Raw genomic sequence first — 21,888 nt, forward strand, 5'->3', positions numbered from 1 at the left:
TCGACTGATACTCCGCTTTCGCGAGCAAGCCCGCTCCCACAGGGGATCAGTGTTCCTGTCAGTAAAGTCTCGGGATTAACCGCCAGCTGCGGGCGCAATAGGCGACGTATTCGCTGCCGAACTGCGCCCTGAGCAAGGCTTCTTCAGCGTGAATGCGCGCGATCAGCGGGATCAGCGTCAACGCCACCAGTATCAGCCCGACACCAGAACGAAAGGCCAGTGCCCAACCCATGCCGATGACCATCATCCCCAGATAACTGGGGTTGCGCAGGTTGCGGTAAATCCCCTCGGTGACCAGTCGATGCCCCGGCTGAATGGCCACCAGCCCACTGAAGCGCTTGCCCAGCACAAACACCGGCCACAACCGCAGCGCGCCGCCGAAGATAAACAACAGCGCCCCGAGCCAGCGCACGCCCTCACCGCCAAACGTCCAGAAATCGATGCGGTCGGTATAGGCCGGCAGAAAGCCGCTCAGCAACCCGATCACGCCGAAGGCCGGAATGACCCAGCGGTTGGCCCGGTCTTCGCGTTCCCCCGAACTCAGGTTGACTTCGGTGAACAGTGATACGACGGCCATGATCAGGGTCGCCAGGGCAATGACGACCAGTGAACCGTGGCTGAAGTAAGCCGTGAAACCACCCAGCCCCCAGATTGCCAGGGCGAGGTAGGCGAGGGTGCTGACGACGGCGAAAAACGCCAGTTTGGCCGAAATTTTCATGGTGCCTCCAAAAGTAACCTCCGTCAGGTTCAGTGTAGATTCCGATGCTTCCCAAGCCGGGCGAGGGCGCGATCAAGGCACCTCTGCTCGCGCATTGCGCCGAATCACCTGTGGCGGTTGCCCGAACACCCGCAGGAACGTTTCGCGCATGCGTCGGCGGTCAGTGAACCCGGTTTCCACAGCGATCTGGTCGAGGGTCAGGCGTCCGCGTTCGAGCATCTGTCGCGCCGCTTCCAGGCGCAGGTTTTCGATGGCCTTGGCCGGCGATTGCCCGGTTTCGGCGCGAAACGCCCGGCTGAATTGCCGGGGGCTGAGGTTGGCCACTTGTGCCAGTTGTTCCACCGAAAGGGGCTGGGCCAGGTGTTCCCGGGCGTAGCCGAGCACGGTTTGAATGCGATCGGATTTCGGCTCCAGCTCCAGCAGCGCCGAGTGTTGCGACTGGCCGCCCGCGCGGCGGTGGTACATCACCAATTTTTGCGCAACGGCCCGGGCCAGCTCGGCGCCGTGGTCCTTTTCCACCATGGCCAGGGCGAGGTCGATGCCCGCCGTCATGCCGGCGGAGGTCCAGATCGAGCCATCGATCACGTAGATGCGATCAGCCTCGACCTTGATCGCCGGAAACCGCGCCTGCAGTTCCCGGGCATAGGCCCAGTGGGTGGTGGCCCGCCGTCCGTCGAGCAAGCCAGCCTGGGCCATGACGAACGCCCCGGAGCAGATCGACGCCGTACGCCGCGCGGTGTTGATGCTGGCCCGCAGGTAATCCAGCACGGCCTCGGGTGCCTGTTCGACGATGGAGTCGCCGCCGACCACGATCACCGTGTCGAACACGCGCCCGTCGAAGGCCTCGGTACCGACGCTCAAGCCGCCGGAGGCGCGTAGGTTGTGACCGTTTTCCGACAGCACGCGCACGTCATACAGCGCCTCTGCGGCACTGAAATTGGCGTACTCGAACACCGGCATGGCGGCCAGCGCCATGGACTGGAAACCCTCGAAAACCACGAACGCCACGCGGATCATTGGCCTGCCCTCAAACGGTTGCGTCCTAAAAACGTACTTTAAACGTCATTTGAGACAATCGTAAGCCCCTTTATAACGGTCAGCACCCGGCGAATCTCTCGCCTCACCGTAGAGGAATTGCACCATGGCGCTCTCATCCAAAGGCACTGCACTGATCACCGGCGCTTCTTCGGGCATTGGCGCGGTGTATGCCGACCGCCTGGCCCGGCAGGGTTACGACCTGATCCTGGTGGCCCGCAGCCAGGGCAAGCTCAATGCCCTGGCCAACCATTTGAGCGACGAAACCGGGCGCACCGTGGAGGTGGTGGCCGCCGACCTGACGAACAAGGCGGATTCGCTGCGGGTCGAACAGATCCTGCATAACGACGCCAGCATCACCCTGTTGGTCAACAACGCCGGGGTCGGTGGCGTCATGCCGCTGCTTGGCAGTCCCGTGGACGACATGGAAGCGATGATCAACCTCAACGTGACGGCGTTGATGCGCCTGGCCTATGCCGCCGTACCCGGCTTCGTCGCCCGGGGCACCGGCACCGTGATCAATATCGCCTCCATCGTCGCCATCGCTCCGGAAATCCTCAACGGCGTGTACGGCGGGAGCAAGGCGTTCGTCTTGAGCCTGAGCCAGTCGATGCAGCATGAACTGGCGGACAAGGGCGTACGCATCCAGGCTGTGTTGCCGGGGGCGACCGCCACCGATTTCTGGAGCGAGGCCGGCAACCCGGTGGAGAACCTGCCGCAGGAAATCGTGATGTCCGCCGAAGACATGGTCGATGCCGCACTCGCTGGCCTGGCAGCCGGCGAAGTGGTGACCATTCCAGGCTTGCACGATGGCAGCCAGTGGGACCGTTACGAAGCCCAGCGCCGGACGCTGTCCGGGTTGTTTGGCAACTCCGTGGCGGCGCCGCGTTATCGCTGAGACGGTCGCCCCGAGGCCGGGTGAACTAAGCTTGGGAGAGAGGACCGTTCACCACCGGCTCGCGCAAGCTCGGCGAGCCGGTGGCGTGTAACAGGAGCCCATATGCTTCACATCCGAACGCCTTTGATCCTGCACCCTGGCCTGTCGACCCCGACCCGCCGTATCTGGCTGAAACTGGAAAACCTGCAACCCAGCGGCTCGTTCAAGTTACGCGGCATGGGTTTGCTGTGCAGCCGGGCTCAGCAGCAGGGCAAGCGCAAGGTGGTCTGTCCCTCCGCCGGGAACGCGGGGCTGGCCACGGCCATGGCCGCTGCCCGCCTGGGGCTCAAGGCATGCATCGTGGTACCGCACACCACCCCGCAAAGTACCCGGGCGCGGATCAGCAAGACCGGCGCCGAGGTGATTGTGCACGGCAAGGTCTGGGACGAAGCCAATCAACGGGCACAGGAACTCGCCCAGGACCCACACAGCGAATTCGTGCCGGCCTTCGACCATCCGGTGTTGTGGGAAGGGCACAGCACAATGGTCGATGAAATCCTTGAAGACTGCCCGCAAGTCGATGCGCTGGTGACATCGGTGGGCGGCGGTGGCCTGCTGGCGGGGCTGCTCACCGGTCTGACTCGTCATGGGCGCACCGATTGCCGCATCATTGCCTGCGAAACCGAAGGCGCGGCGTCGTTCGCCGCGGCGGTGGCGGCCGGGCACCCGGTCAGATTGGCGAAAATCGACACCGTCGCCACGTCCCTGGGCGCCGCGCAAGTGGCCGCCTGGCCGGTCAGGCACATCGGCGATTTTCCCCATGAGTGCGTGGTGCTCAGTGATGATGAAGCGATCATGGGCGTGGTGCGTTATGCCAACGATTTGCGGCAGCTGGTCGAGCCGGCATGCGGGGTTTCATTGGCGCTTGCCTACCTCGATCACCCGGCGATTGCTGATGCCCATGACGTGGTGATCGTGGTGTGCGGCGGGGTGAGTATCAATGCGCAACTCGTGGCCGGGTGGGCTCGCTTGTCCACTGGCACGCACGCCCGGTAGGGCTGGAAACGCTATCCCGGTGTCACAAGCCCCACCACTGGCGATGACGATCTTCAATGATCGGCGGCAACGCCTTCCTGGACGAGAATGGCGCGGGCCAGGTCTTCGTCACTTGCGTTGTTGAGGGCGGGATTGTCCTGACGGATCTTTTTCAACACCGCCTCCAGATACGCACCACGAATCGCACCGCCACTGGCGACGAAGCTGGAAGCGTCATCCCGGGCGGGAATCATGAGTTTGTCGTCTTTGAACGTCGAATAAAGCGAGGCGGAAACCCCGGCCGAGGTGGCGACATCTTCGGCATCCACTTTGGCCATAGCGGAACCTGCGGGCAAACAAAGTACCAGAGAAGAAATGATAAACAGACGGCGCATGACGGTGTCCTCCGACAGCATGAAGCATAAGGGAAGTACCACATAATTTAGGATGCGCGGTGGTTGCCGAGAGTTCCGTGGAGCGTTTCCGCTTTATTGCCGACAACGCCGATCAGTTCATGGCCTTGCTGCTGCCGATTTCAATAGCAGCAGCTGCGCCGAACATGGCGTAGCTGAACGACCGATGATCAGTGCTGGCGCTGCTTTGCGGCCATCGGGTCTATGCTAGGGGGTGCGCTTACTGCCATCGGAGAACTCTGATGATCACCGTACGCACTGCCTGCCTGCTGGCCGATTACAAACGCTGGGCCAATCAGCGCCTCTTTGACAGCCTCGCGGCGCTCCCTCCGGGCGAAGTCAAAAAAGAACGGGTGTCGGTGTTCAAAAACATGATCGGCACCCTCAATCACGTGTACGTGGTGGATTGCATCTGGCAGGCGCATCTCGAAGGCCGGGGGCATGGCTTCAAGACTTCACACGACCTGCTGCATGCCGATCTGTCCGAACTGCGCCTGGCGCAAAAAGAAATCGATCGCTGGTACTGCGACTGGAGCGCCCGGCAAACCGATGCCTCCCTGGACAAGCCCCTGGAATTCACCTTTGTCTCGGGCGAGAGCGGCACCATGAGCGCTGGCGCGATGCTGATGCATGTGGTCAACCACGCCAGCTATCACCGTGGCTGGGTGGTGCAGATGTACTTCGAGATCCCGGCCATGCCACCGGTGACCGACATGCCGGTGTATTTGCGCGAGTCCGAGCCGGTGGTCCTGCAGTCGAACAACGCCCCGATAGTGGCGCCGCCATGTGCTGTGCAATTTTCGAGCGCAACCAGCGTTCTGCCGGATCGTTATCGTTGACCCCGTTCCAGACCATCGACAGTTCGGACAGGTTGATATCAAACGGCGCCTCGTCCGCCCGTAGCTGGCTCCAGGGTTCGTCCGTTGCGCACCAGCAACGGGTCGTCGAACAGATCGCGCAACTTTGCCAGCGACGCACTGACGGCGGGTTGGCCGAGAAACAGTTTTTCCCCGGCCCGGGTCAGGTTCTTTTCGAACATCAGAGTTTCGAAAATCACCAACAGGTTCATGTCCACGCGACGCAGGTCGTTGCGGTTCATGGTGTTGGCTCGGTGGCTTTTGGAGTCTTCTCAGTTAAGCATCAAACGTTCAGGAAAGACGCGCAACCTGTGGGAGCGAGCTTGCTCGCGAAGAGGGCGTGTCAGTCGAATCATCATTGCCTGACGGATCGCCATCGTCGGAACGCCGCCCGGAGCAAGCTCGCTCCCACACGGTCTGTGTCAGCTCAGGCAGATTTGTATCAGGCCGGGGGAATCAGACTCTGCCGGCAATCGAGCACCAGCCGCGCGCCACCCAGTTCGCTACTGCCCACCTCCAGGGTAAACCCGTGCAGGCTGACAATCGCCGCGACGATGGACAGCCCCAGCCCGAAGCCGCTTTTATGATTGCCCGCCTCGGCGCGATAGAAACGCTGGAATACCGCTTCACGTTCCGCCTCGGGAATGCCCGGGCCGGAGTCGAGCACTTCGATCCGCGTGTGCCCGCCAGCATTGACCCCGCGCAAGACCACCGCGCCACCGGGCGGGGTGAATTTGATCGAGTTGCTGAGCAGGTTCGCCACCGCTTCGAACAGCAGTGCGCGGTCGCCATGGAGGGGTGGCAATGACGCGGGCAGGTGCAGCTGGAACACCAGGCCGTCGTCCTCCGCCAGGGGCAGGTAGAACTCATGCAGCTCTTGCAGCAATGCCACCGGGTCCACTTGCACGAAACCGGAGCGGCGCTGGCGGTCTTCCAGTTCGGAAATTCGCAGCAATCCACGGAAGCGCGCCATCAGCGTATCGGCCTCGGCCAGCACCAAGTCCAGTTGCATGGCCTGCGGCGAGCCTTCGCCGGCTTGCTGCTGCATGCGGTAAAGCTGCGCGCGCAGACGGGTCAGGGGCGTGCGCAGGTCATGGGCGATGTTATCGCACACGCCCTTGACCTCGTTCATCAGGCGTTCGATGCGTTCGAGCATGGCGTTGACGATGGCGGCGAGCATGTCCAGTTCGTCACGCCGATTGGACAGTGGCAAGCGCCGGCTCAGGTCGCCGGCGACGATGGCTTCGGCACTGGCCTGAATCCCGCGAATGCGCCGCAACGGCCGGCGCCGCAGCAAAGACCAGCCGACGATGCCCGGCACAATGGTCAGGGTCACACCCCAGAACAAGGCGTGAAGGATGATCCGGGTCACGGCGAACAGCGAACCGTTGTCGCGCACCAGCACCAGCCAGCGGCCGTCGAGGGTGCGGGTCGCCACGGCGTCGCAACTGTCGGCGGGCAGCGTCTGGTCGTCGCTGTCGTCGGAGGCATCGCAATCGCGCAGCATGTGGATCTTGCCATCGAGCGGCAAGCCATCCGGAATGTAGCGCAGGGCGCCGCTGAGGTAACGGTGTCGGGCATCGAACAGGCCGTAGGCGTCGATGCCGCGGATGTCGAAGGTCATGCTGACGGCGAGGGCGTCCACCAGTTGTTCACCCGAGAAGCGCGAAAACAGGTGCTGGCGTTGCATCAGCGAATGCTTGGCCAGGTTGTCCAGGTAAGCGGAAACCTCGTAGTACATGACCCCCATGAGAATCCCGCTCCAGAGCACGAACAGCGAACTGTAGAGCGCCAGCAGACGACTGCTGGAAGAGCGCCAGCCTTTAGACGGGTTCGGCAATGACATAACCCGAGCCTCGCACGGTCCGAATCAGTGGGACATTGCCAGGCGGGTCGATCTTCTTGCGCAGACGGCCGATGTGGACGTCGATCAGGTTGGTGCCGGGGTCGAAGTGGTAACCCCATACCTCTTCGAAAATCATCATCCGCGAGAGGATTTGCCCGGTATTGCGCATCAGGAATTCCAGCAGTTTGTACTCGGTGGGCAACAGCGTCAGCAGTTGACCGTCGCGGCTGGCTTCGTGGCTGATCAGGTTGAGCTCCAGATCCGCCACCCGCAGCGTGGTGGCCTGGGCGGTCACGGTGTTCTGCCGGCGCAGCAGGACTTCGACCCGGGCGGCCATTTCATCGGTGGCGAAGGGTTTGGTCAGGTAGTCGTCGCCGCCGGCACGCAAGCCGCGCACGCGCTCATCGACGTCGGACAGTGCGCTTATCATCAGGATCGGCGTGGCCACGCCCATGGTCCGCAGCGTGGTGACAATCGCCAGGCCATCGAGCTCGGGCAGCATGCGGTCGAGGGTGATCAGGTCATAGTTGCCGCTGACCGCACGTTCCAGCCCTTCGCGGCCATTGTCGACCCAGTCGACGTCGAGGCCGTGGCTACTCAGTTCAGCGACAATTTCCCGGGCGGTCACGGCGTCGTCTTCGATGGTCAAGATGCGGGTCATAAGGCTGGCCTGATTAAATGTTCACAACGTTGTGCGGCATTTTGCCAAGAAATGATCGCAGGCTTTCTAAATAAAAGTTCATGGACGCGACACTGGTGACTGCCCAGGTTTCGTCGGAACGTCGCCCGGAGCAAGCTCGCTCCCACAAGAGAATGTAATCCCTTGTGGGAGCGAGCTTGCTCGCGATGACGGCAGATCAGGCGAAATGAATCTGTCAGTCAATCGGCGTACTGACAAACACCTCTAGCTCCTCGGCATACGCAGTAAACGCGGCGATCCGCGGAAACTGCGCCGCACTCACCTGATCCGGCACCACCAATCGGGTGAAGCTCCAGGCCACTGCCACCGTGATGCCGTCCTGCTCAAGCGAACCGTCAGTCTTCAGCGGCTGTTTTTCCAGCTCCCGCTCCAGCGCCGAATAGGCCGCCGTCAGCTGTCCTTCGACGCGCTGCACCCAGGGTTCGAATTGAATTTCCACCGGCCGCAAGTTGCGCTCGTAGTAAAGCTGCACGGACTTTTCGCTGGCGGCCAGCGCCAGGCCAATCAGGCGTAACGCGCGCAGGCGCTGACCCGGTTCGACGGGCATCAGGCTGTTATCGGCCAAGACTTCCAGATAGTCGATGATCAGTGTCGAGTCCATCAACACCTCACCGTCATCCAGCACCAGCGTGGGCGCCTTGACCACCGGGTTGATCTGCTGGAATTGTTCGAAGTGGCGGAACACCGAGACCGATTGATGTTCCAGGGTGATTCCCAGGCATTTGGCAGAAATGGCGGCGCGCCTTACATAGGGCGAATCCAGCATACCGATCAGCTTCATGGTCCTTTCCTTTATATGGCCATTTCGGGAGGGACAACCTTAGCTGAGGTTCGCAGCGCTGCAAATGACCGTGAATATGCCCGGTGCAGGCCGTTTGTCATCTATATACAGCCGCTCGGTTGAATTTCTTGCTATAAACGCACTCCGATTACCACCTCAAAGCCTGCGGTAGAGCATTTTCCGGGCTTTGTCGGACAAATTCGCTGTCTTTTCAGTTGCTGAGGCCTCAAGTCGGCCGTAGACTGCCGCCCCTCGTAAATTGAGTGCCGGGTGGCGCTTGGAACAAACGGCGCCTTTCCGATGGCCTCCCCAGGTCTGCCGGAACGCTCCCTAATTCGCCTTAATGCACGTTTTTTTATAGAGATATCAATGACAAAGGACAAGTTGCTGGCCATGCCGGCGGATGACTACATGAATGCCGAGCAACATGCTTTTTTCTCCGAGCTGTTGCAGAACATGAAAGTCGAAACCCATGAGCGCATCGAACAGAACCGCATCGCCATCGAAAGCCTGGACACCCCGGCCGATCCGGCAGACGCGGCTTCGGTCGAAGAAGAGCGCACCTGGCTGGTGAACGCGATCGATCGCGACCAGCGCATGCTGCCTCAGTTGGAACAAGCCCTTGAGCGCATCAAGGAAGACAGCTTTGGCTGGTGCGACGACAGCGGCGAGGCGATTGGCCTCAAGCGCCTGCTGATCAGCCCGACCACCAAGTACTGCATCGAAGCTCAGGAACGTCACGAGCAAATCGACAAGCACCAGCGTCAGGCCTGATTCTGCAAGGCAGTCCATCAAGATGGACTGCCTTTGAAAAGATCGCAGCCTGCGGCAGCTCCTACGCAATTGAAGTAGGGCGCTGTTGCAGGCTGCGATCTTCGTTTTCTGCCGTCTTCGATTTCCCGGTTGTTCTATTGATCTGCTGCAACGCTCACGACTAAAGGCTCATGGATAATGGCTTTATAGTGGCGTTTAATGCGAAGACAACAATTAGAAGCTTTCCGGGGTAACGATGATGACGAGAGACGGGTCTCTGGTTGCGGCAGTGCCCGCACCCGTGCTGTTGCCGAAAAACCGCTGGTTGACGCCAACGCTGCAAAGCATCGCCCTGATGCTGTTGTTAAGTGGCATGACGTTGGGCGGATGGTCGCTCTACCTTGGGCTGCCCCTGGCCATATTGATTGTCTGGCTGCCTCGCCTGCGTTCGCGCGCGACCCCGGTGGCTGCTTCCTCCGACAACCCCGATGCCATCAGCGAGTTGACTCGCGATCTTTCCTACACCACCAGCCATAACGCGCTGTCAGCCGCCGGTGTGGCGTTCTCGGTTCGGCAACTGGCGGACAAACTGCAATCGCAGCTCACGGCGGCGGCACAGATCGTCAGCAACGCCGAGGTCATGATCACCACCGAACAGGCCACCTCGACGCTCAGTCGCCAGGCGCTGAGTGCCGCCAGCGAGGCTCATCAAAGTGGCGCGGTGGGGCGTACGCAACTGATCGAGTCCATTGCGCGCATGCATCAGCTCAGCCAGCGCGCCAGCAACAGCCGTGAACTGATCGAAGCCTTGAGCCTGCGCAGCGATGATATCCAGCGCGTGACCCTGGTGATTCAGTCCATCGCCAGCCAGACCAATCTGTTGGCGTTGAACGCAGCGATAGAAGCGGCGCGGGCGGGGGAGCACGGTCGCGGGTTTGCAGTGGTGGCCGACGAGGTGCGTGGGCTCGCCGCACGCACGGCGACTGCCACCGGCGAAGTGGGCGAAATGGTGGCCGACATCCAGCAACGCACCGCGCAGGTGGTGGAGCAGATCCGCCAACTGTCCAGCGACCTTGATACCGGCGTCGAGCAGGTCGAACAGACGGGGCAGCACCTGGAGAACATTGCCCGGCTGGCGGCGAGTGTCGAGTCCCAGGTCGGGGCAATCGCCCAGGGGGCAGACACCAACCGTGAACAACTCGACAGCCTGTTCCACGCCATCGAACAGATGCGCAGCGACCTGGCGGTCAGCGACCAGCAGACTCAACGCCTGGCCCATGCAGCAGTGCAAATGGAAGGGCAAGCCGAAACCATCAGCGAGCGTCTTGCCGAGGTGGGGCTGGATGACTATCACCAGCGGATCTATGACCTGGCCCGGGAAGGCGCTACGCAGATTACAGCGCGATTCGAGGCGGATATCGATGCCGGTCGAATCAGTCTCGACGATCTGTTCGACCGCAATTACCAGATTATTCCCAATACCAGTCCGGCCAAGTACCAGACGCGTTTCGACCGCTACACCGATCAGGTTCTGCCAGCGATCCAGGAACCGTTGTTACCGCGTCACGAAGGATTGGTGTTCGCCATCGCCTGCACCCAGCAGGGTTATGTGCCGACCCATAACAAGGCGTTCAGCCAGCCGTTGACGGGCGACGCGCAGGTCGATGCCTTGCAGAACCGGACCAAACGCAAGTTCGCTGACCGCACCGGGATCCGCTGTGGCAGCCATCAGAAGGCCGTGTTGCTGCAAACCTATACGCGCGACACCGGCGAGTTGATGCACGATCTCTCGGTACCGATCATGCTCAAGGGCCGGCATTGGGGTGGTTTGCGCCTGGGCTACAAACCGGAAAAGCCGCGTTAGAAAACCCGGGCAGTCGGGCGACTGTTGCAATTTCTGCAATTAACCTGCGCAGGGTTTTGCTGTTTCCTCGCCGGTAAATTAATTAGCATACCTATTAATTAGGTTGCTAATTAAGTTGGGAGGGTCAGCATGCAAGGCAAAGTTGATGTCGCGGTCATGATTGGCAGCGGAGTACCTGCCAATCTGCGTCGTCGCGCACCGCCAACCCGACAATCAGGCTTTCAGCGCGCCTGCATCGACCGCCGCCTTCAGTTCCCTGGCCGATTCCTGGGCCGCAATGGCGGCGACATCCGGGGTTTTGAACCAGCGATCCTTTTCGACCTGGTAATACGTCACGGTCTTGAGCGGTGGTTTGGCGCGCATGACAATCACGGCCTGGAATTCACCCTCGACTTCTCTGGCTTCCCCCCGGATAAAAAACTCGCCGATATCAAATTCCGTCACGTTGCAGATTTCCCTGGAAATACATTGCTGTTGTCAACGCAACCCGATTTTTTGCGGATTCGTTTTATTGGGCGGGCAGTATGGCAGTAGTTGCCCGTCGACGGCTGAGATAAGTCGACGGGCAGACGAAACGTCGATGGCGATGAGTGCGGCGGGCATGTCAACAATGTGATTCAAGAAACCGGGCGAGGGCACAGGCTTCATTATGATCCGCTCGGAAACCTCTTACGCAGCCTGTCGAAATATCCTTGATATGAAAGAAGGCAATGCCTGCCATCACCACCTGAAATCGCGGGCGGGCCGGGACATCGTGAAGCGGTTCGTGGTGGCGAAACCGTATCGGGTGCGGGATCGGCGCTGTTTCTGAGTCAGGCGCCAAGGGATAAGCAAAGTGAGTCAGCGTGCACATATGAAGTCCTTTTCATGGTTTTATCGACGTATGTACGTCGTTTTGGCTAGTCTCCAAGAGCATCGCTGCTCTAGAATCACCCCCACTGGTGGGTGATTGATGTTTATCTAATGCAATTTTTTGTGGACGATATGTAGGAAAAGATTTTTTCTTGATGAGAATTTTCCCCGAAGTTGATAGTCCATGATTTTCTGGCAGCAGGAAGGGTGTTTTCCTTCAGCCTGTGACGAACGCCAGGCAGGACGACGCGAGTGACGTTCCAGTAGTCTTCTCAAGCTTCGTGATGAGTGAGCGCACTGCTCATTCAGGACTTCAATCCGGGTTCTTTGGCGACACCTTCGGCATTGCCGCTTTTTTGGCTGTGCGTTTATTTCTCGCGCACGGCACCATTTTTCAGATGTGGGGATGTTTCCTTGGCAGTAAGTAATCTCGATATGCATGCTTTGTTCGTGCTGGGTGATTTGCGCGCAAAGCTGGTCAAGCTGTTTCAGTCACGTTTCGTTTACATCACCGAACAGAACGCTGAAGGCATCTACATTGCCGAAATCGACACCGAATCAGCCCTGGTGGTGGACGACAAGCCCGGACTCAAACTCAAGGTCGGCGATCATTTCAGCGCGTCCGTGCTGCCCAGTCGTGAAGGCGGCAAGCTGGACATCAAGTTCCGCGACATCAAGCTGACGGTTTACGGCATTGGCGATTACGCCTTCGTGACCACAGCTGACGGTCAGGGGATAGTGTTCAAGGAAGGTCACAGCGTGGTGATGGTGTTTGCCGCCCATCAACAGCTGCAGGAAGGCCTGACCAAGACCCTCAAAGCCGTGACCGCCAAAGCGGCCAAGTGGCGCAAGGGCGAGCTGGTGACCTTCAAGGCCAGCGAGTGATGACCCTGACCCGCGCCGATTTCCACGAACAGAACCTGGCCAGCGCTCAAGACGAAGCGCGGCGGCTGTTCGGGCAGAGGGTCATTCTGCAAGGAGCCTGGCTGAATTGGGTGGCGTCACAGCTTTACCAACTGCAACCGGCGGCATACGCCAGCATGGTCAGGCGCGAGCTGATGCGTTTGCAGCAAACCTGCGAAAACTGATCCACGCACCTCGAAAGCAGGAACCTCTACTACAGTCAGTGAACTGAGTATTCAGAGGCTTCGCGGTCTACTGCCAGGCCATCCTGCTATTGCTGTGAACAGCACGAGGTGCAAAAGCATGAACGGATTTCGACGGTTGCTGGCTGCTGGCCTGGCCGCTTTCGGTTTACTGGCGACACCCGCCCCGGTGTTTGCCGCCCAGGCGCCGATCCACTTCGCCGACCTGAACTGGGAAAGCGGCAGCCTGATTACCGATGTCCTGCGCATCATTGTCGAGAAGGGCTATGGGCTGCCGACCGACACCTTGCCGGGCACCACCATCACCCTGGAAACCGCGCTGGCCAACAATGACATCCAGGTCATTGGCGAAGAGTGGGCCGGTCGCAGCCCGGTCTGGGTCAAGGCGGAAGCCGAAGGCAAGGTCGTCAGCCTCGGCGACACGGTGAAGGGCGCTACCGAAGGCTGGTGGGTGCCGGAATATGTGATCAAGGGCGACCCAGCCAAGGGCATCAAGCCGCTGGCGCCGGACCTGCGCAGCGTCAGCGACCTGCCGCGTTACAAAGACGTGTTCAAGGACCCGGAAGCCCCGACCAAGGGGCGTTTCCTCAACAGCCCCATCGGTTGGACCTCGGAAGTGGTCAACAAGCAGAAGCTCAAGGCGTATGGGCTGGACGACAGCTACGTGAACTTCCGCAGCGGTTCGGGTGCGGCACTGGATGCCGAGATCAGTTCGTCCATTCATCGTGGCAAGCCGGTACTGTTTTACTACTGGTCGCCCACGCCGTTGCTCGGCCGCTTCAAGCTGATTCAACTCGAAGAGCCACCGTTCAACGCGCAAGCCTGGAAGACCTTGACCGACGCCGATAACCCTAACCCACAGCCGACCCGTTCCCTGGCTTCCAAACTGTCCATCGGTGTGTCCACACCCTTCCAGAAACAGTATCCGCAGATTGTCGAGTTCTTCGCCAAGGTCGACTTTCCGATCGACCCGCTGAACAAAGCGCTGGCCGAGATGAGCGAGAAACATACGCCGCCGCGTCAGGCGGCGCAGGCGTTCATGAAGGCTCATCCGGACGTCTGGCGGGCCTGGCTGTCCAAGGACGTAGCGGATAAAGTCTCCGCCGCCCTGTAGGCGCTGCCGCAGGCTGCGATCTTTTGATCTTGTCTTAAAAAGCAAAATTAAAAGATCGCAGCCTGCGGCAGCTCCTACAATGTTCTGTTCATATCCCTTTCAAGGATCTCTGAACCATGACCTTGCTGTTGGCTCAGTGGCTGGTGACGATCTTCGCAGTGATCAGTCTGGTGCATGTGTATTGGGCGTTGGGTGGTGAATGGGCGGCTGTGGCGGCGGTCCCGCAAGTGCCGCAGGTGGGCAGCGCGCAACTGCGACCGGCGTTCAAGCCACGAGGCTGGGTCACGCTGGTGGTGGCCGGGCTGTTGCTGTTGATTGCCGCGCTGGTGTGCTGGCGGGTGGGTTGGTGGCTGCCACCCTTGCATCACTGGTCGTTGCAGTGGGTGATCAGCGCGATTGCGATTTTGCTGTTTGCCCGGGCGATTGGCGATTCGGAGCTGGTAGGTTTTTTCAAAGAGGTCAAAGGCTCGAAATTTGCCCGGCTGGACACCTGGGTTTACTCGCCGTTGTGCGTGGTGCTGGGGGCGGGGTTGTTGGCGGTGGCCTGGATTTGAGACAGGCCGGTCCTGATGTATTGACAGGTCTATCGCCTTCGTCGGATCACCGCCCGGACCAAGCCCGCTCCCACAGGGTTCAGCGCAATCCCTGTGGGAACGAGCTTGCTCGCGATGAGGCCGGCCCAGGCACTAACAATCTTTGGTCTAACTACCGCTCTCGGTCCGCCGACTGCTCACTTCAGCCGGCACATCATCCCCGGCCATGCGTTTGCGAAACAGCGCCGCCCGGGCCAGCAGCAAGGTGGTCACCGGTACGGTAATCGCCAGCAGGACCGGAATCAGCCAGGCGTGCAATACCGGCGCGGACTTGAGCGCCGAAAAGTAGATGATCGAAGCCAGCGCCACGCACCAGGCCCCGAGCGTCGAGGCCAGGGCTGGTGGGTGCATGCGCTGGAAGTAATCCTTCATGCACAGCAGGCCCGTGGCGCCGATCAATGCAAACAGGCTGCCGAGCACCAGCAGGATCGCCACCGGGATTTCCACCCACAACGACAATGGCGTATTCATTCGATCACCTCACCACGCAGCAGGAATTTCGCCAGGGCGAACGAGCCGACGAAACCGAACAGGGCGATCAGCAGCGCCGCCTCGAAGTAGGTGTCACTGGCATAACGAATGCCCAGCGCCAGCATCATCAGCATCGCGACGATATACAGATAGTCCAGCGCCAGGACCCGGTCCTGGGCCGACGGCCCCTTGAACAGGCGGATCAGGGTCAGGATCATCGCTAATGAAAAGAAGAACAGGCTCAGCAGGATCGCGCTCGACAGCAACGGGCTCATTCGAAGATCTCCATCAACGGACGTTCGTAGGTCGCCTTGAAGTGCTGGATGAACAGCGCCTCATCGTCCAGGTCGAAGACGTGCAACAGCAGAATGCTGCGGTCCAGCGCCAGCTCCGACCAGACCGTACCGGGCACCACCGTGGTGATCATCGATAGCGCGGCCAGGCCGTTGGCATCGCGCAAATCCAGCGGCACCTTGATGAATCGCGAGCGGGGCGGGCGGCGACCGGCATTGAGTACGCGCCAGGCCACGGCGAGGTTGGACACCAGCACATCACGCCCGACCAGCAGGACCAGGCGCAGGATCACCCCGGGACGACGGATGCGTACCGGCAGCGGACGCAGCCGGCGCATCATCAGCGGTGCACAGAACCCCAGCACCGCACCCAGCAGCAGATTGCCGGGGCTGGTCGACAGGTTCAGCAGCAACCACAGCAACCACAAGGCCAGCGACAGCAGCGGTGCCGGAAACAGGCGCTTCATGGCTGCACCTCCGGCGTGGTCGCATGGGCCGGTGGGTTCGGTACGACGCGCGTGTCGAGCACCGCCATTACGTATTGCTGGGGGTTGTACAAGGCATCGGCGGCGGCCTGGGTGTAGCGCAGCAGCGGATCGGCCTTGAAGGTCAGCGCAATGCTCAAGCCCAGCAGGGCGAAGATCGGCACGCATTCCAGGCGTCGCAGCAGGGGCGATGGACGTTCGGCTGGCGTCCAGAAGCGCTGGATACCCAAGCGCGAGAACGCGATCAGCGACGCCAGCCCGGACACAATCAACAACACCAGCAGGCCCCACGCGGCGTTGGAAACCGGTGTGTCGCCGCTGTTGCCCAGGCCCAGCGGATTGAGCAGGGCACCGATCAACCCGAGTTTGCCGATAAAGCCGGAGAGCGGCGGCATGCCGATGATCAGCAAGGCGCAGGCGATGAAACTCAGGCCAAGAAACGCCATGGTCCAGGGAATCACCTGGCCGACCACGGCTTTTTGTTCGTCGTCGAGGTTGATGCCTTTGGGCGGATGCAGGGATTCCAGTGGCCGGGGCAGCAGTTCGGTTTCATCTTCGAGCAGAATTTCATTGGCCGAGCGCGAGCGTTCGATCAGTTCGGCCAGCAGGAACAGTGCGCTCAACGCCAGGGTCGAGCTGAACAGGTAGAACAGTGCCGCGCCGACCAGGTTCGGCTGGGCGAAACCGATGGTCGACAACAGAATGCCCGCCGACACCAGAATGCTCAGGCTGGCCATGCGCTCCAGGCGTTGCGCGGCGAGGATCGCAATGGCGGCGCAGACGATGGTCGCCATGCCACCGTAAATCAGCCACTCACCGCCATAGAACGCCGATGCCCCGGCCTGGGCGGAGAACAGCAGCGTCCACAGGCGCAGCAAGGTGTAGACGCCGACCTTGGTCATGATCGCGAACATCGCGGCCACCGGCGCGCTGGCCGACGAATAGGCCGGCACCAGCCAGAAGTTCAGTGGCCACATGCCGGCCTTGGCCAGAAACGCGACAGCCAGAATCCCCGCGCCGGCGTGCAGCAAGCCGCGATCAGCTGCGGACACCAGCGGGATTTTTACCGCCAGGTCGGCCATGTTCAACGTGCCGGTGACGCCATAGATCAGCGCCGCGCCAATCAGGAACAGCGACGAGGCCAACAGGTTGATCGAGATGTAGTGCAGCCCCGACGACACCCGCGCCCGGCCCGAGCCGTGGAGCATCAACCCGTAGGACGCCGCCAGCAGCACCTCGAAGAACACGAACAGGTTGAACAGGTCAGCGGTGAGGAACGCGCCGTAAAGGCCCATCATCTGGATCTGGAACAGCGCGTGAAAACTCGAACCGGCGCCGTCCCAGCGGGCCATGGCAAACAGCAGCGCACAGACGCCGATGATACCGGTCAGCACCAGCATCAGCGCCGACAGGCGATCGACCACCAGCACCAGGCCGAACGGCACTTGCCAGTTGCTCGGCAGGTACACGCCGATGGAGCCGGGCACGCCGGTGGTCTGCGTCCATTGCCACAACGCCATCGCAATGCCCAGCCCGAGCAGGCTGGAGAACAGATTGATCCTGGCCTTGAGCGGCCGGTGCTTCTCGCCGAGCATCAGCATGATCGCGGCAGTCAGCAACGGCAGCAGGATGGGCGCGACGATCAGGTGGGTCATCGCCATCATTCCCTGGGCTCCCGGCCATCCACATGGTCGGTGCCGGTCAGGCCCCGGGAGGCCAGCAGCACCACCAGGAACAACGCGGTCATGGCGAAGCTGATGACGATCGCCGTCAGCACCAGTGCTTGCGGCAACGGGTCGGTGTAATGCAACAGGTCCTGAGGGATGCCGTCCTTGATGATCGGTTCCTTGCCGATGAACAGGCTGCCCATGCTGAAAATGAACAGATTGACGCCGTAGGACAGCAGGCACAGGCCCATGACCACCTGGAACGTCCGTGGACGCAGGATCAGCCAGACGCCGGACGCGGCCAGTACGCCGATGGCGATTGCGATGACTTCTTCCATCAGACGACCTCCTTCATGGCAACGGATTTAGGTTGGGCAGCGGTTTTGTGGCCCCGCACCGATTGGTGGGCGAGGGCGGTGAGGATCAACAGGGTCGAACCGACCACCACGCCGTACACGCCGATGTCGAAGAACAGCGCGCTGGCCAGGTGAATGTCACCCAGCAGCGGCAACGAGAAATGCCAGGTGTGGGTGGTCAGGAACGGATAGCCGACGACCATCGCGCCCAGGCCCGTGGCCGTGGCAATCATCAGTCCGGTGCCCATCCAGCGCAGCGGTCGCAGGCTCATTTGCGCCTCGACCCACTGCGTGCCGGCGACCATGTATTGCAGGATGAACGCCACCGACATCACCAGCCCCGCAACAAAGCCGCCGCCCGGTTGATTGTGCCCACGCATGAACAGGTAGAACGACACCACCAGCGCCACCGGCAGCAGCAGACGCACCAGTACCGCCGGCACCATCATGAAGCCGAGTGCGGTGTCGCTGGCGTGACGCGGGTTGACCAGGTCGGTGACCACGTCCGGTGCGAGCAAGCGTTGCTGGGCCGGCAGTTGCAGGCTTTCTTTCGGTGGGCGGAAGCGGCGTAGCAGGGCGAACACAGTCAGGGCCACCGCCACCAGCACGGTGATTTCACCGAGGGTGTCGAAACCACGGAAGTCCACCAGCATCACGTTGACCACGTTGCTGCCGCCGCCTTCGGGCAAGGCGCGACTCAGGTAGAACGAGGAAATATCGTTGGGGGTCTGGCGCGTCAGCATGGCGTAGGCCAGCAATGCCATGCCGACACCGACCGCGGTCGACAACAGCAAGTCGCGGATCCGCCGCACCCGCGCCCGGCGCAGACTGCCGGGCAACGGTGAGACCTCCTCGATCCGTCGTGGCAGCCAGCGCAGGCCCAGCAGGATCAGCACCGTGGTCACCACTTCGACCGCCAGTTGGGTCAGGGCCAGGTCCGGCGCCGAAAACCAGACGAAGGTGATGCAGGTCATCAGGCCGCAGACGCTGACCATGGTCAGGGCCGCGAGCCGGTGATACTTGGCTTGATAGGCCGCGCCAAGGGCGCAGGCGATGGCCAGCAACCACAAGGTGACGAACACGATCGACCCGGGGATTTTCGGCCGGTCGCCCCAGTGCAGGCTGCTGTGCAACATGGGAATCAACCCCGCCAGCACGGCAGCGAACACCACCAGGAACAACTGCATTTGCAGGCGCCGGGTGCCAATCCGCGGCTCCAGGCGCCGGGTCAGGCGCAGGATCGCAACCAGCGCGTATTCGAACAGGTGCTTGCCGTCCAGGCGACCAATGACCGGCGGACGGTCGAAGCGTCCGCGCTTGAACTGATTGCGCAGCAGCAGATAGAGCACGGTGCCGCAGGACAATGCGATCAGGCTCATGATCATTGGCGCGTTCAGGCCATGCCAGATCGCCAGGCTGTACTCGGGCAGCGTGCCGCCGACCACCGGTTGCGCCGCCGCCGCGAGGAGCGGGCCGACCACCTGGGCCGGGAAGATCCCCACCAGCAAACAAGTGAACACCAGCAACTCGACCGGCGCGCGCATCCAGCGTGGTGGCTCGTGCGGGGTGTGGGGCAAGTCGGTCGCGGGCGGACCGAAGAACACATCCACGGTGAAACGCAGGGAGTAAGCGACGCTGAAGGTACCGGCAATGGTTGCCACGATCGGCAAGCTCAGTTCGACCCAGCGCGTGGCATTGATGAATACGGTTTCGGCGAAAAACATTTCCTTGGACAGGAAACCATTGAGCAACGGCACGCCGGCCATCGAGGCGCTGGCGACCATGGCCAGGGTGGCGGTAAACGGCATCAGCTTGTACAGACCGCTGAGTTTGCGGATATCGCGGGTGCCGCTTTCGTGGTCGATGATGCCGGCGGCCATGAACAACGAGGCCTTGAACGTTGCGTGGTTGAGGATGTGGAACACTGCGGCGACGGCGGCCAGCGGGCTGTTCAAGCCAAGCAACAGGGTGATCAGGCCGAGGTGGCTGATGGTCGAATAGGCCAGCAAGCCCTTGAGGTCGTTCTGGAACATCGCGCAGTACGCCCCGAGCAACAGGGTGCAGGCACCGGCGCCGCTGACGATGTAGAACCATTCTTCACTGCCCGAAAGCGAGGGCCATAGCCGCGCGAGCAGGAAGACCCCGGCCTTGACCATGGTCGCCGAGTGCAGGTACGCCGACACGGGCGTTGGCGCGGCCATGGCATGGGGCAGCCAGAAGTGAAAGGGAAATTGCGCACTTTTGCTCAGTGCGCCGATCAGGATCAGGGGCAACAGGATCGGGTAGAGGGCATGGGCGCGAATCAGGTCGCCGGCAGCCAGGACCTTGTCCAGGTCATAGCTGCCGACCACATGGCCGAGCAGCATGACCCCCGCCAGCAGGCACAAACCGCCCGCACCGGTCACCATCAACGCCATGTAGGCGCCGCGCCGGGCATCGGCGCGATGGTGCCAGTAGCCGATCAACAGGAACGAGAAGAGGCTGGTGAGCTCCCAGAAAAACACGATCTGGATCAGGTTGCCGGAAATCACCAGGCCAAGCATGGCGCCCATGAAGGCCAGGAAAAACGCGAAGAATCGTGGCACCGGATCGTTCGGCGACATGTAGTAGCGGGCGTACAGCGAAACCAGGGTGCCGATGCCCAGCACCAGCATGGAGAACAGCCAGGCGAAACCGTCCATGCGCAGGACGAAGTTCAGGCCCAGGCTGGGCAGCCATGAAAACTCTTCGCGAATGATGCCGCCATGGGCGATCTGCGGGTACAGGAAGGCGACCTGAACGGTGCCGATCAGGGCGATCAGGCCAGCCAGCAGGGATTCGGCGTTACGTGCATTGTGCGGCAACACGGCCGCCAAACAGCTGCCTATGAAAGGCAGAAGCAGTAGAACTATCAGGGACATAGGCTTCTAATCTGCGGAAGTTTGTGAAGCATCATACGTGCCAGTTCCCGGATCACCAAACGCCAAGCTGTCGCAGAATCCTACGCGGTAGACGGAAAAGTCCTGATTCACATTGTTTCAGAGAGAGGTAGGGGAGTCAGTTCCGACGAAGGCGGCCTATCCGGCCATACAGAACCTGCGGTTTATCGCTGAGTTTCCTCTTCCAGCTCTTCCTCGGCCGCCGCAGCCTTACCCTTGGTCTTCAACTCACTGACAATCACTGCCATCACAATCAAGCCCGCGCCGACCAGGGCAATCGCCGGCAAACGTTCCCCGGCAATGCGCCCGACAATCCCGGCCCATACCGGTTCGCCGGCATAGATCAGCGTGGCGCGGGTCGGTGAAACGCTTTTCTGTGCCCAGTTCATCGCCACCTGAATCGCCGCACTCGCGGCCCCCAGGCCCAATGCGCTGCACAGCAGCAACCACGAGAAGTCCGGTATCGCCTCGTTGGTCGGCACCACCATCAGGAACGACAGCACCGAAGTGACCGCCAGTTGCACCGTCGTCACCCGGCGCACATCGACATGGCCGGCGTAGGTGCTGATCAGGATGATCTCCGCCGCAATGGCCACGGCGCTGATCAAGGTGGCGATTTCACCGGGGCTGAAGTTGAACGACGCACCGGACGGTCCGGACAACAACATCAACCCGGTAAAGGCCAGCATGATGCCGATGCTCGGCATCAACCCCGGGCGCCGTCCCAGCACCAGCCATTGCAGCAACGGCACGAAAGGCACGTACAGCGCGGTAATGAATGCCGATTGGCTGCTGGGAATGCTCTGCAACCCGACCGTCTGCAAGCCGTAGCCGAGCATGATCGCCACGCCGATAAACGCCCCGGCCTTGAGTTCGAACAGGGTCAGGTCGCGCAGGTGGCGCCAGGAAAACAGGGCGACGATGCTCGCGGCGGCGGCAAAGCGCAGGCCGACGAAAAACATCGGGCCGCTGACGGTCATCGCATGCTGTACCAGCAGGAAGGTACCGCCCCAGACCATGGTGATCAGCACCAGCACGCATTCGGCCTTGCTGAACCTTGTAAAACGGGAGGAAGCCTTTGGGGAGTTCACCGACGTCATGACCTTGCACGCTACTGGAGGGGGACGCACAATGCGCCGAATGTTGCGCAGTAT

General features: G+C 61.2%; 24 protein-coding genes and 1 pseudogene. 9 read left to right on the forward strand and 16 right to left on the reverse strand.

Translation table 11 applies throughout. From position 1 onward, the window contains the following. Positions 1–58: 58 nt before the first annotated feature. Together AC1DVE_RS05030 and AC1DVE_RS05035 are read right to left on the reverse strand one after the other, a co-directional pair. Entirely contained in the window at positions 59–718 is a 660-nt protein-coding gene (locus AC1DVE_RS05030) for a methyltransferase family protein (RefSeq protein WP_223537855.1), read from the reverse strand. Positions 719–790: 72 nt separating this feature from the next. Then, on the reverse strand, positions 791–1,735 hold the full coding sequence (locus AC1DVE_RS05035) for a GlxA family transcriptional regulator (protein WP_223460185.1): 945 nt from the start codon (positions 1,733–1,735) through the stop codon (positions 791–793). A gap of 124 nt (positions 1,736–1,859) precedes the next feature. On the opposite strand from AC1DVE_RS05035, the gene AC1DVE_RS05040 reads away from it, so the two are divergent. Then, the gene (locus AC1DVE_RS05040) at positions 1,860–2,651 is read left to right on the forward strand and encodes an SDR family NAD(P)-dependent oxidoreductase (RefSeq protein ID WP_223533510.1); all 792 of its coding nucleotides are present in this window, start codon (positions 1,860–1,862) and stop codon (positions 2,649–2,651) included. Positions 2,652–2,753: 102 nt separating this feature from the next. Then, positions 2,754–3,686, forward strand: coding sequence for a pyridoxal-phosphate dependent enzyme (locus tag AC1DVE_RS05045; protein ID WP_223537849.1), 933 nt, complete (start codon positions 2,754–2,756; stop codon positions 3,684–3,686). Between the two features lie 53 nt (positions 3,687–3,739). On the opposite strand, the gene AC1DVE_RS05050 is transcribed toward AC1DVE_RS05045, so the two are convergent. Further along, a complete protein-coding gene (locus AC1DVE_RS05050; protein ID WP_223460191.1) occupies positions 3,740–4,060 on the reverse strand; it encodes a DUF2388 domain-containing protein in 321 nt (106 codons plus the stop codon). Positions 4,061–4,320: 260 nt separating this feature from the next. Here AC1DVE_RS05050 and AC1DVE_RS05055 point away from each other — a divergent pair, with 260 nt between their 5' ends. After that, positions 4,321–4,917, forward strand: a complete 597-nt coding sequence (locus tag AC1DVE_RS05055; RefSeq protein ID WP_223460193.1) for a DinB family protein — start codon at positions 4,321–4,323, stop codon at positions 4,915–4,917. Positions 4,918–4,982: 65 nt separating this feature from the next. Here the strand turns inward: AC1DVE_RS05055 and AC1DVE_RS05060 are convergent. The 4 genes and pseudogenes from AC1DVE_RS05060 to AC1DVE_RS05075 form a co-directional block, all read right to left on the reverse strand. Beyond that, positions 4,983–5,177 (reverse strand): annotated as a pseudogene (locus AC1DVE_RS05060) (LysR family transcriptional regulator); the annotation flags it as partial. Between the two features lie 200 nt (positions 5,178–5,377). Further along, entirely contained in the window at positions 5,378–6,781 is a 1,404-nt protein-coding gene (locus AC1DVE_RS05065) for a sensor histidine kinase (protein WP_223460195.1), read from the reverse strand. After that, entirely contained in the window at positions 6,759–7,442 is a 684-nt protein-coding gene (locus AC1DVE_RS05070) for a response regulator transcription factor (RefSeq protein WP_020796732.1), read from the reverse strand. Before AC1DVE_RS05070 ends, AC1DVE_RS05065 begins: the two co-directional genes overlap by 23 nt. A gap of 214 nt (positions 7,443–7,656) precedes the next feature. Further along, positions 7,657–8,262 (reverse strand): glutathione S-transferase, encoded by a 606-nt coding sequence (locus AC1DVE_RS05075; RefSeq protein WP_477783806.1) that lies wholly within the window; start codon positions 8,260–8,262, stop codon positions 7,657–7,659. A 369-nt stretch (positions 8,263–8,631) separates the two neighbouring features. Here AC1DVE_RS05075 and AC1DVE_RS05080 point away from each other — a divergent pair, with 369 nt between their 5' ends. Further along, on the forward strand, positions 8,632–9,036 hold the full coding sequence (locus tag AC1DVE_RS05080) for a TraR/DksA family transcriptional regulator (protein ID WP_007907888.1): 405 nt from the start codon (positions 8,632–8,634) through the stop codon (positions 9,034–9,036). Positions 9,037–9,655: 619 nt separating this feature from the next. Next, the gene (locus tag AC1DVE_RS05085) at positions 9,656–10,879 is read left to right on the forward strand and encodes a methyl-accepting chemotaxis protein (RefSeq protein ID WP_477783844.1); all 1,224 of its coding nucleotides are present in this window, start codon (positions 9,656–9,658) and stop codon (positions 10,877–10,879) included. A gap of 213 nt (positions 10,880–11,092) precedes the next feature. On the opposite strand, the gene AC1DVE_RS05090 is transcribed toward AC1DVE_RS05085, so the two are convergent. Further along, positions 11,093–11,323: a hypothetical protein gene (locus AC1DVE_RS05090; RefSeq protein ID WP_477753131.1), complete on the reverse strand. Its 231-nt coding sequence runs from the start codon at positions 11,321–11,323 to the stop codon at positions 11,093–11,095. A gap of 160 nt (positions 11,324–11,483) precedes the next feature. After that, positions 11,484–11,732 (reverse strand): hypothetical protein, encoded by a 249-nt coding sequence (locus AC1DVE_RS05095; RefSeq protein ID WP_108217953.1) that lies wholly within the window; start codon positions 11,730–11,732, stop codon positions 11,484–11,486. Between the two features lie 434 nt (positions 11,733–12,166). On the opposite strand from AC1DVE_RS05095, the gene AC1DVE_RS05100 reads away from it, so the two are divergent. The 4 genes from AC1DVE_RS05100 to AC1DVE_RS05115 all read left to right on the forward strand — a co-directional run bounded on the left by AC1DVE_RS05100 (position 12,167) and on the right by AC1DVE_RS05115 (position 14,505). Beyond that, positions 12,167–12,616 carry a hypothetical protein gene (locus AC1DVE_RS05100; protein WP_177413236.1) on the forward strand — a complete coding sequence of 150 codons (450 nt, stop codon included), beginning with the start codon at positions 12,167–12,169 and terminating at the stop codon, positions 12,614–12,616. Continuing rightward, complete coding sequence (locus AC1DVE_RS05105) at positions 12,616–12,819, forward strand: hypothetical protein (RefSeq protein ID WP_477783807.1); 204 nt, start codon at positions 12,616–12,618, stop codon at positions 12,817–12,819. The genes AC1DVE_RS05100 and AC1DVE_RS05105 overlap by 1 nt, the downstream gene beginning before the upstream one ends. A 118-nt stretch (positions 12,820–12,937) precedes the next feature. After that, positions 12,938–13,951, forward strand: coding sequence for an ABC transporter substrate-binding protein (locus AC1DVE_RS05110; protein WP_477783808.1), 1,014 nt, complete (start codon positions 12,938–12,940; stop codon positions 13,949–13,951). 116 nt (positions 13,952–14,067) lie between these two features. Next, positions 14,068–14,505: a DUF3995 domain-containing protein gene (locus AC1DVE_RS05115; protein ID WP_477783809.1), complete on the forward strand. Its 438-nt coding sequence runs from the start codon at positions 14,068–14,070 to the stop codon at positions 14,503–14,505. A 147-nt stretch (positions 14,506–14,652) separates the two neighbouring features. Here AC1DVE_RS05115 and AC1DVE_RS05120 read toward each other — a convergent pair whose 3' ends face one another. From AC1DVE_RS05120 to AC1DVE_RS05150, 7 genes are all read right to left on the reverse strand, one after another. Then, a complete protein-coding gene (locus AC1DVE_RS05120; RefSeq protein WP_477783810.1) occupies positions 14,653–15,015 on the reverse strand; it encodes a Na+/H+ antiporter subunit G in 363 nt (120 codons plus the stop codon). After that, positions 15,012–15,290, reverse strand: coding sequence for a K+/H+ antiporter subunit F (locus tag AC1DVE_RS05125; protein WP_108217960.1), 279 nt, complete (start codon positions 15,288–15,290; stop codon positions 15,012–15,014). The genes AC1DVE_RS05120 and AC1DVE_RS05125 overlap by 4 nt, the downstream gene beginning before the upstream one ends. Beyond that, the gene (locus AC1DVE_RS05130; protein WP_223463531.1) at positions 15,287–15,775 is read right to left on the reverse strand and encodes a Na+/H+ antiporter subunit E; all 489 of its coding nucleotides are present in this window, start codon (positions 15,773–15,775) and stop codon (positions 15,287–15,289) included. Before AC1DVE_RS05130 ends, AC1DVE_RS05125 begins: the two co-directional genes overlap by 4 nt. Continuing rightward, positions 15,772–17,457, reverse strand: a complete 1,686-nt coding sequence (locus AC1DVE_RS05135) for a monovalent cation/H+ antiporter subunit D (protein ID WP_477783811.1) — start codon at positions 17,455–17,457, stop codon at positions 15,772–15,774. The genes AC1DVE_RS05130 and AC1DVE_RS05135 overlap by 4 nt, the downstream gene beginning before the upstream one ends. Next, on the reverse strand, positions 17,454–17,798 hold the full coding sequence (locus tag AC1DVE_RS05140; protein ID WP_008020558.1) for a Na+/H+ antiporter subunit C: 345 nt from the start codon (positions 17,796–17,798) through the stop codon (positions 17,454–17,456). Before AC1DVE_RS05140 ends, AC1DVE_RS05135 begins: the two co-directional genes overlap by 4 nt. After that, complete coding sequence (locus AC1DVE_RS05145; protein WP_477783812.1) at positions 17,798–20,716, reverse strand: monovalent cation/H+ antiporter subunit A; 2,919 nt, start codon at positions 20,714–20,716, stop codon at positions 17,798–17,800. The genes AC1DVE_RS05140 and AC1DVE_RS05145 overlap by 1 nt, the downstream gene beginning before the upstream one ends. A 182-nt stretch (positions 20,717–20,898) precedes the next feature. Beyond that, a complete protein-coding gene (locus tag AC1DVE_RS05150; RefSeq protein WP_477783813.1) occupies positions 20,899–21,834 on the reverse strand; it encodes a DMT family transporter in 936 nt (311 codons plus the stop codon). Between the last annotated feature and the right edge of the window lie 54 nt (positions 21,835–21,888).

It is taken from the genome of Pseudomonas sp. P4_B4, assembly GCF_056402255.1.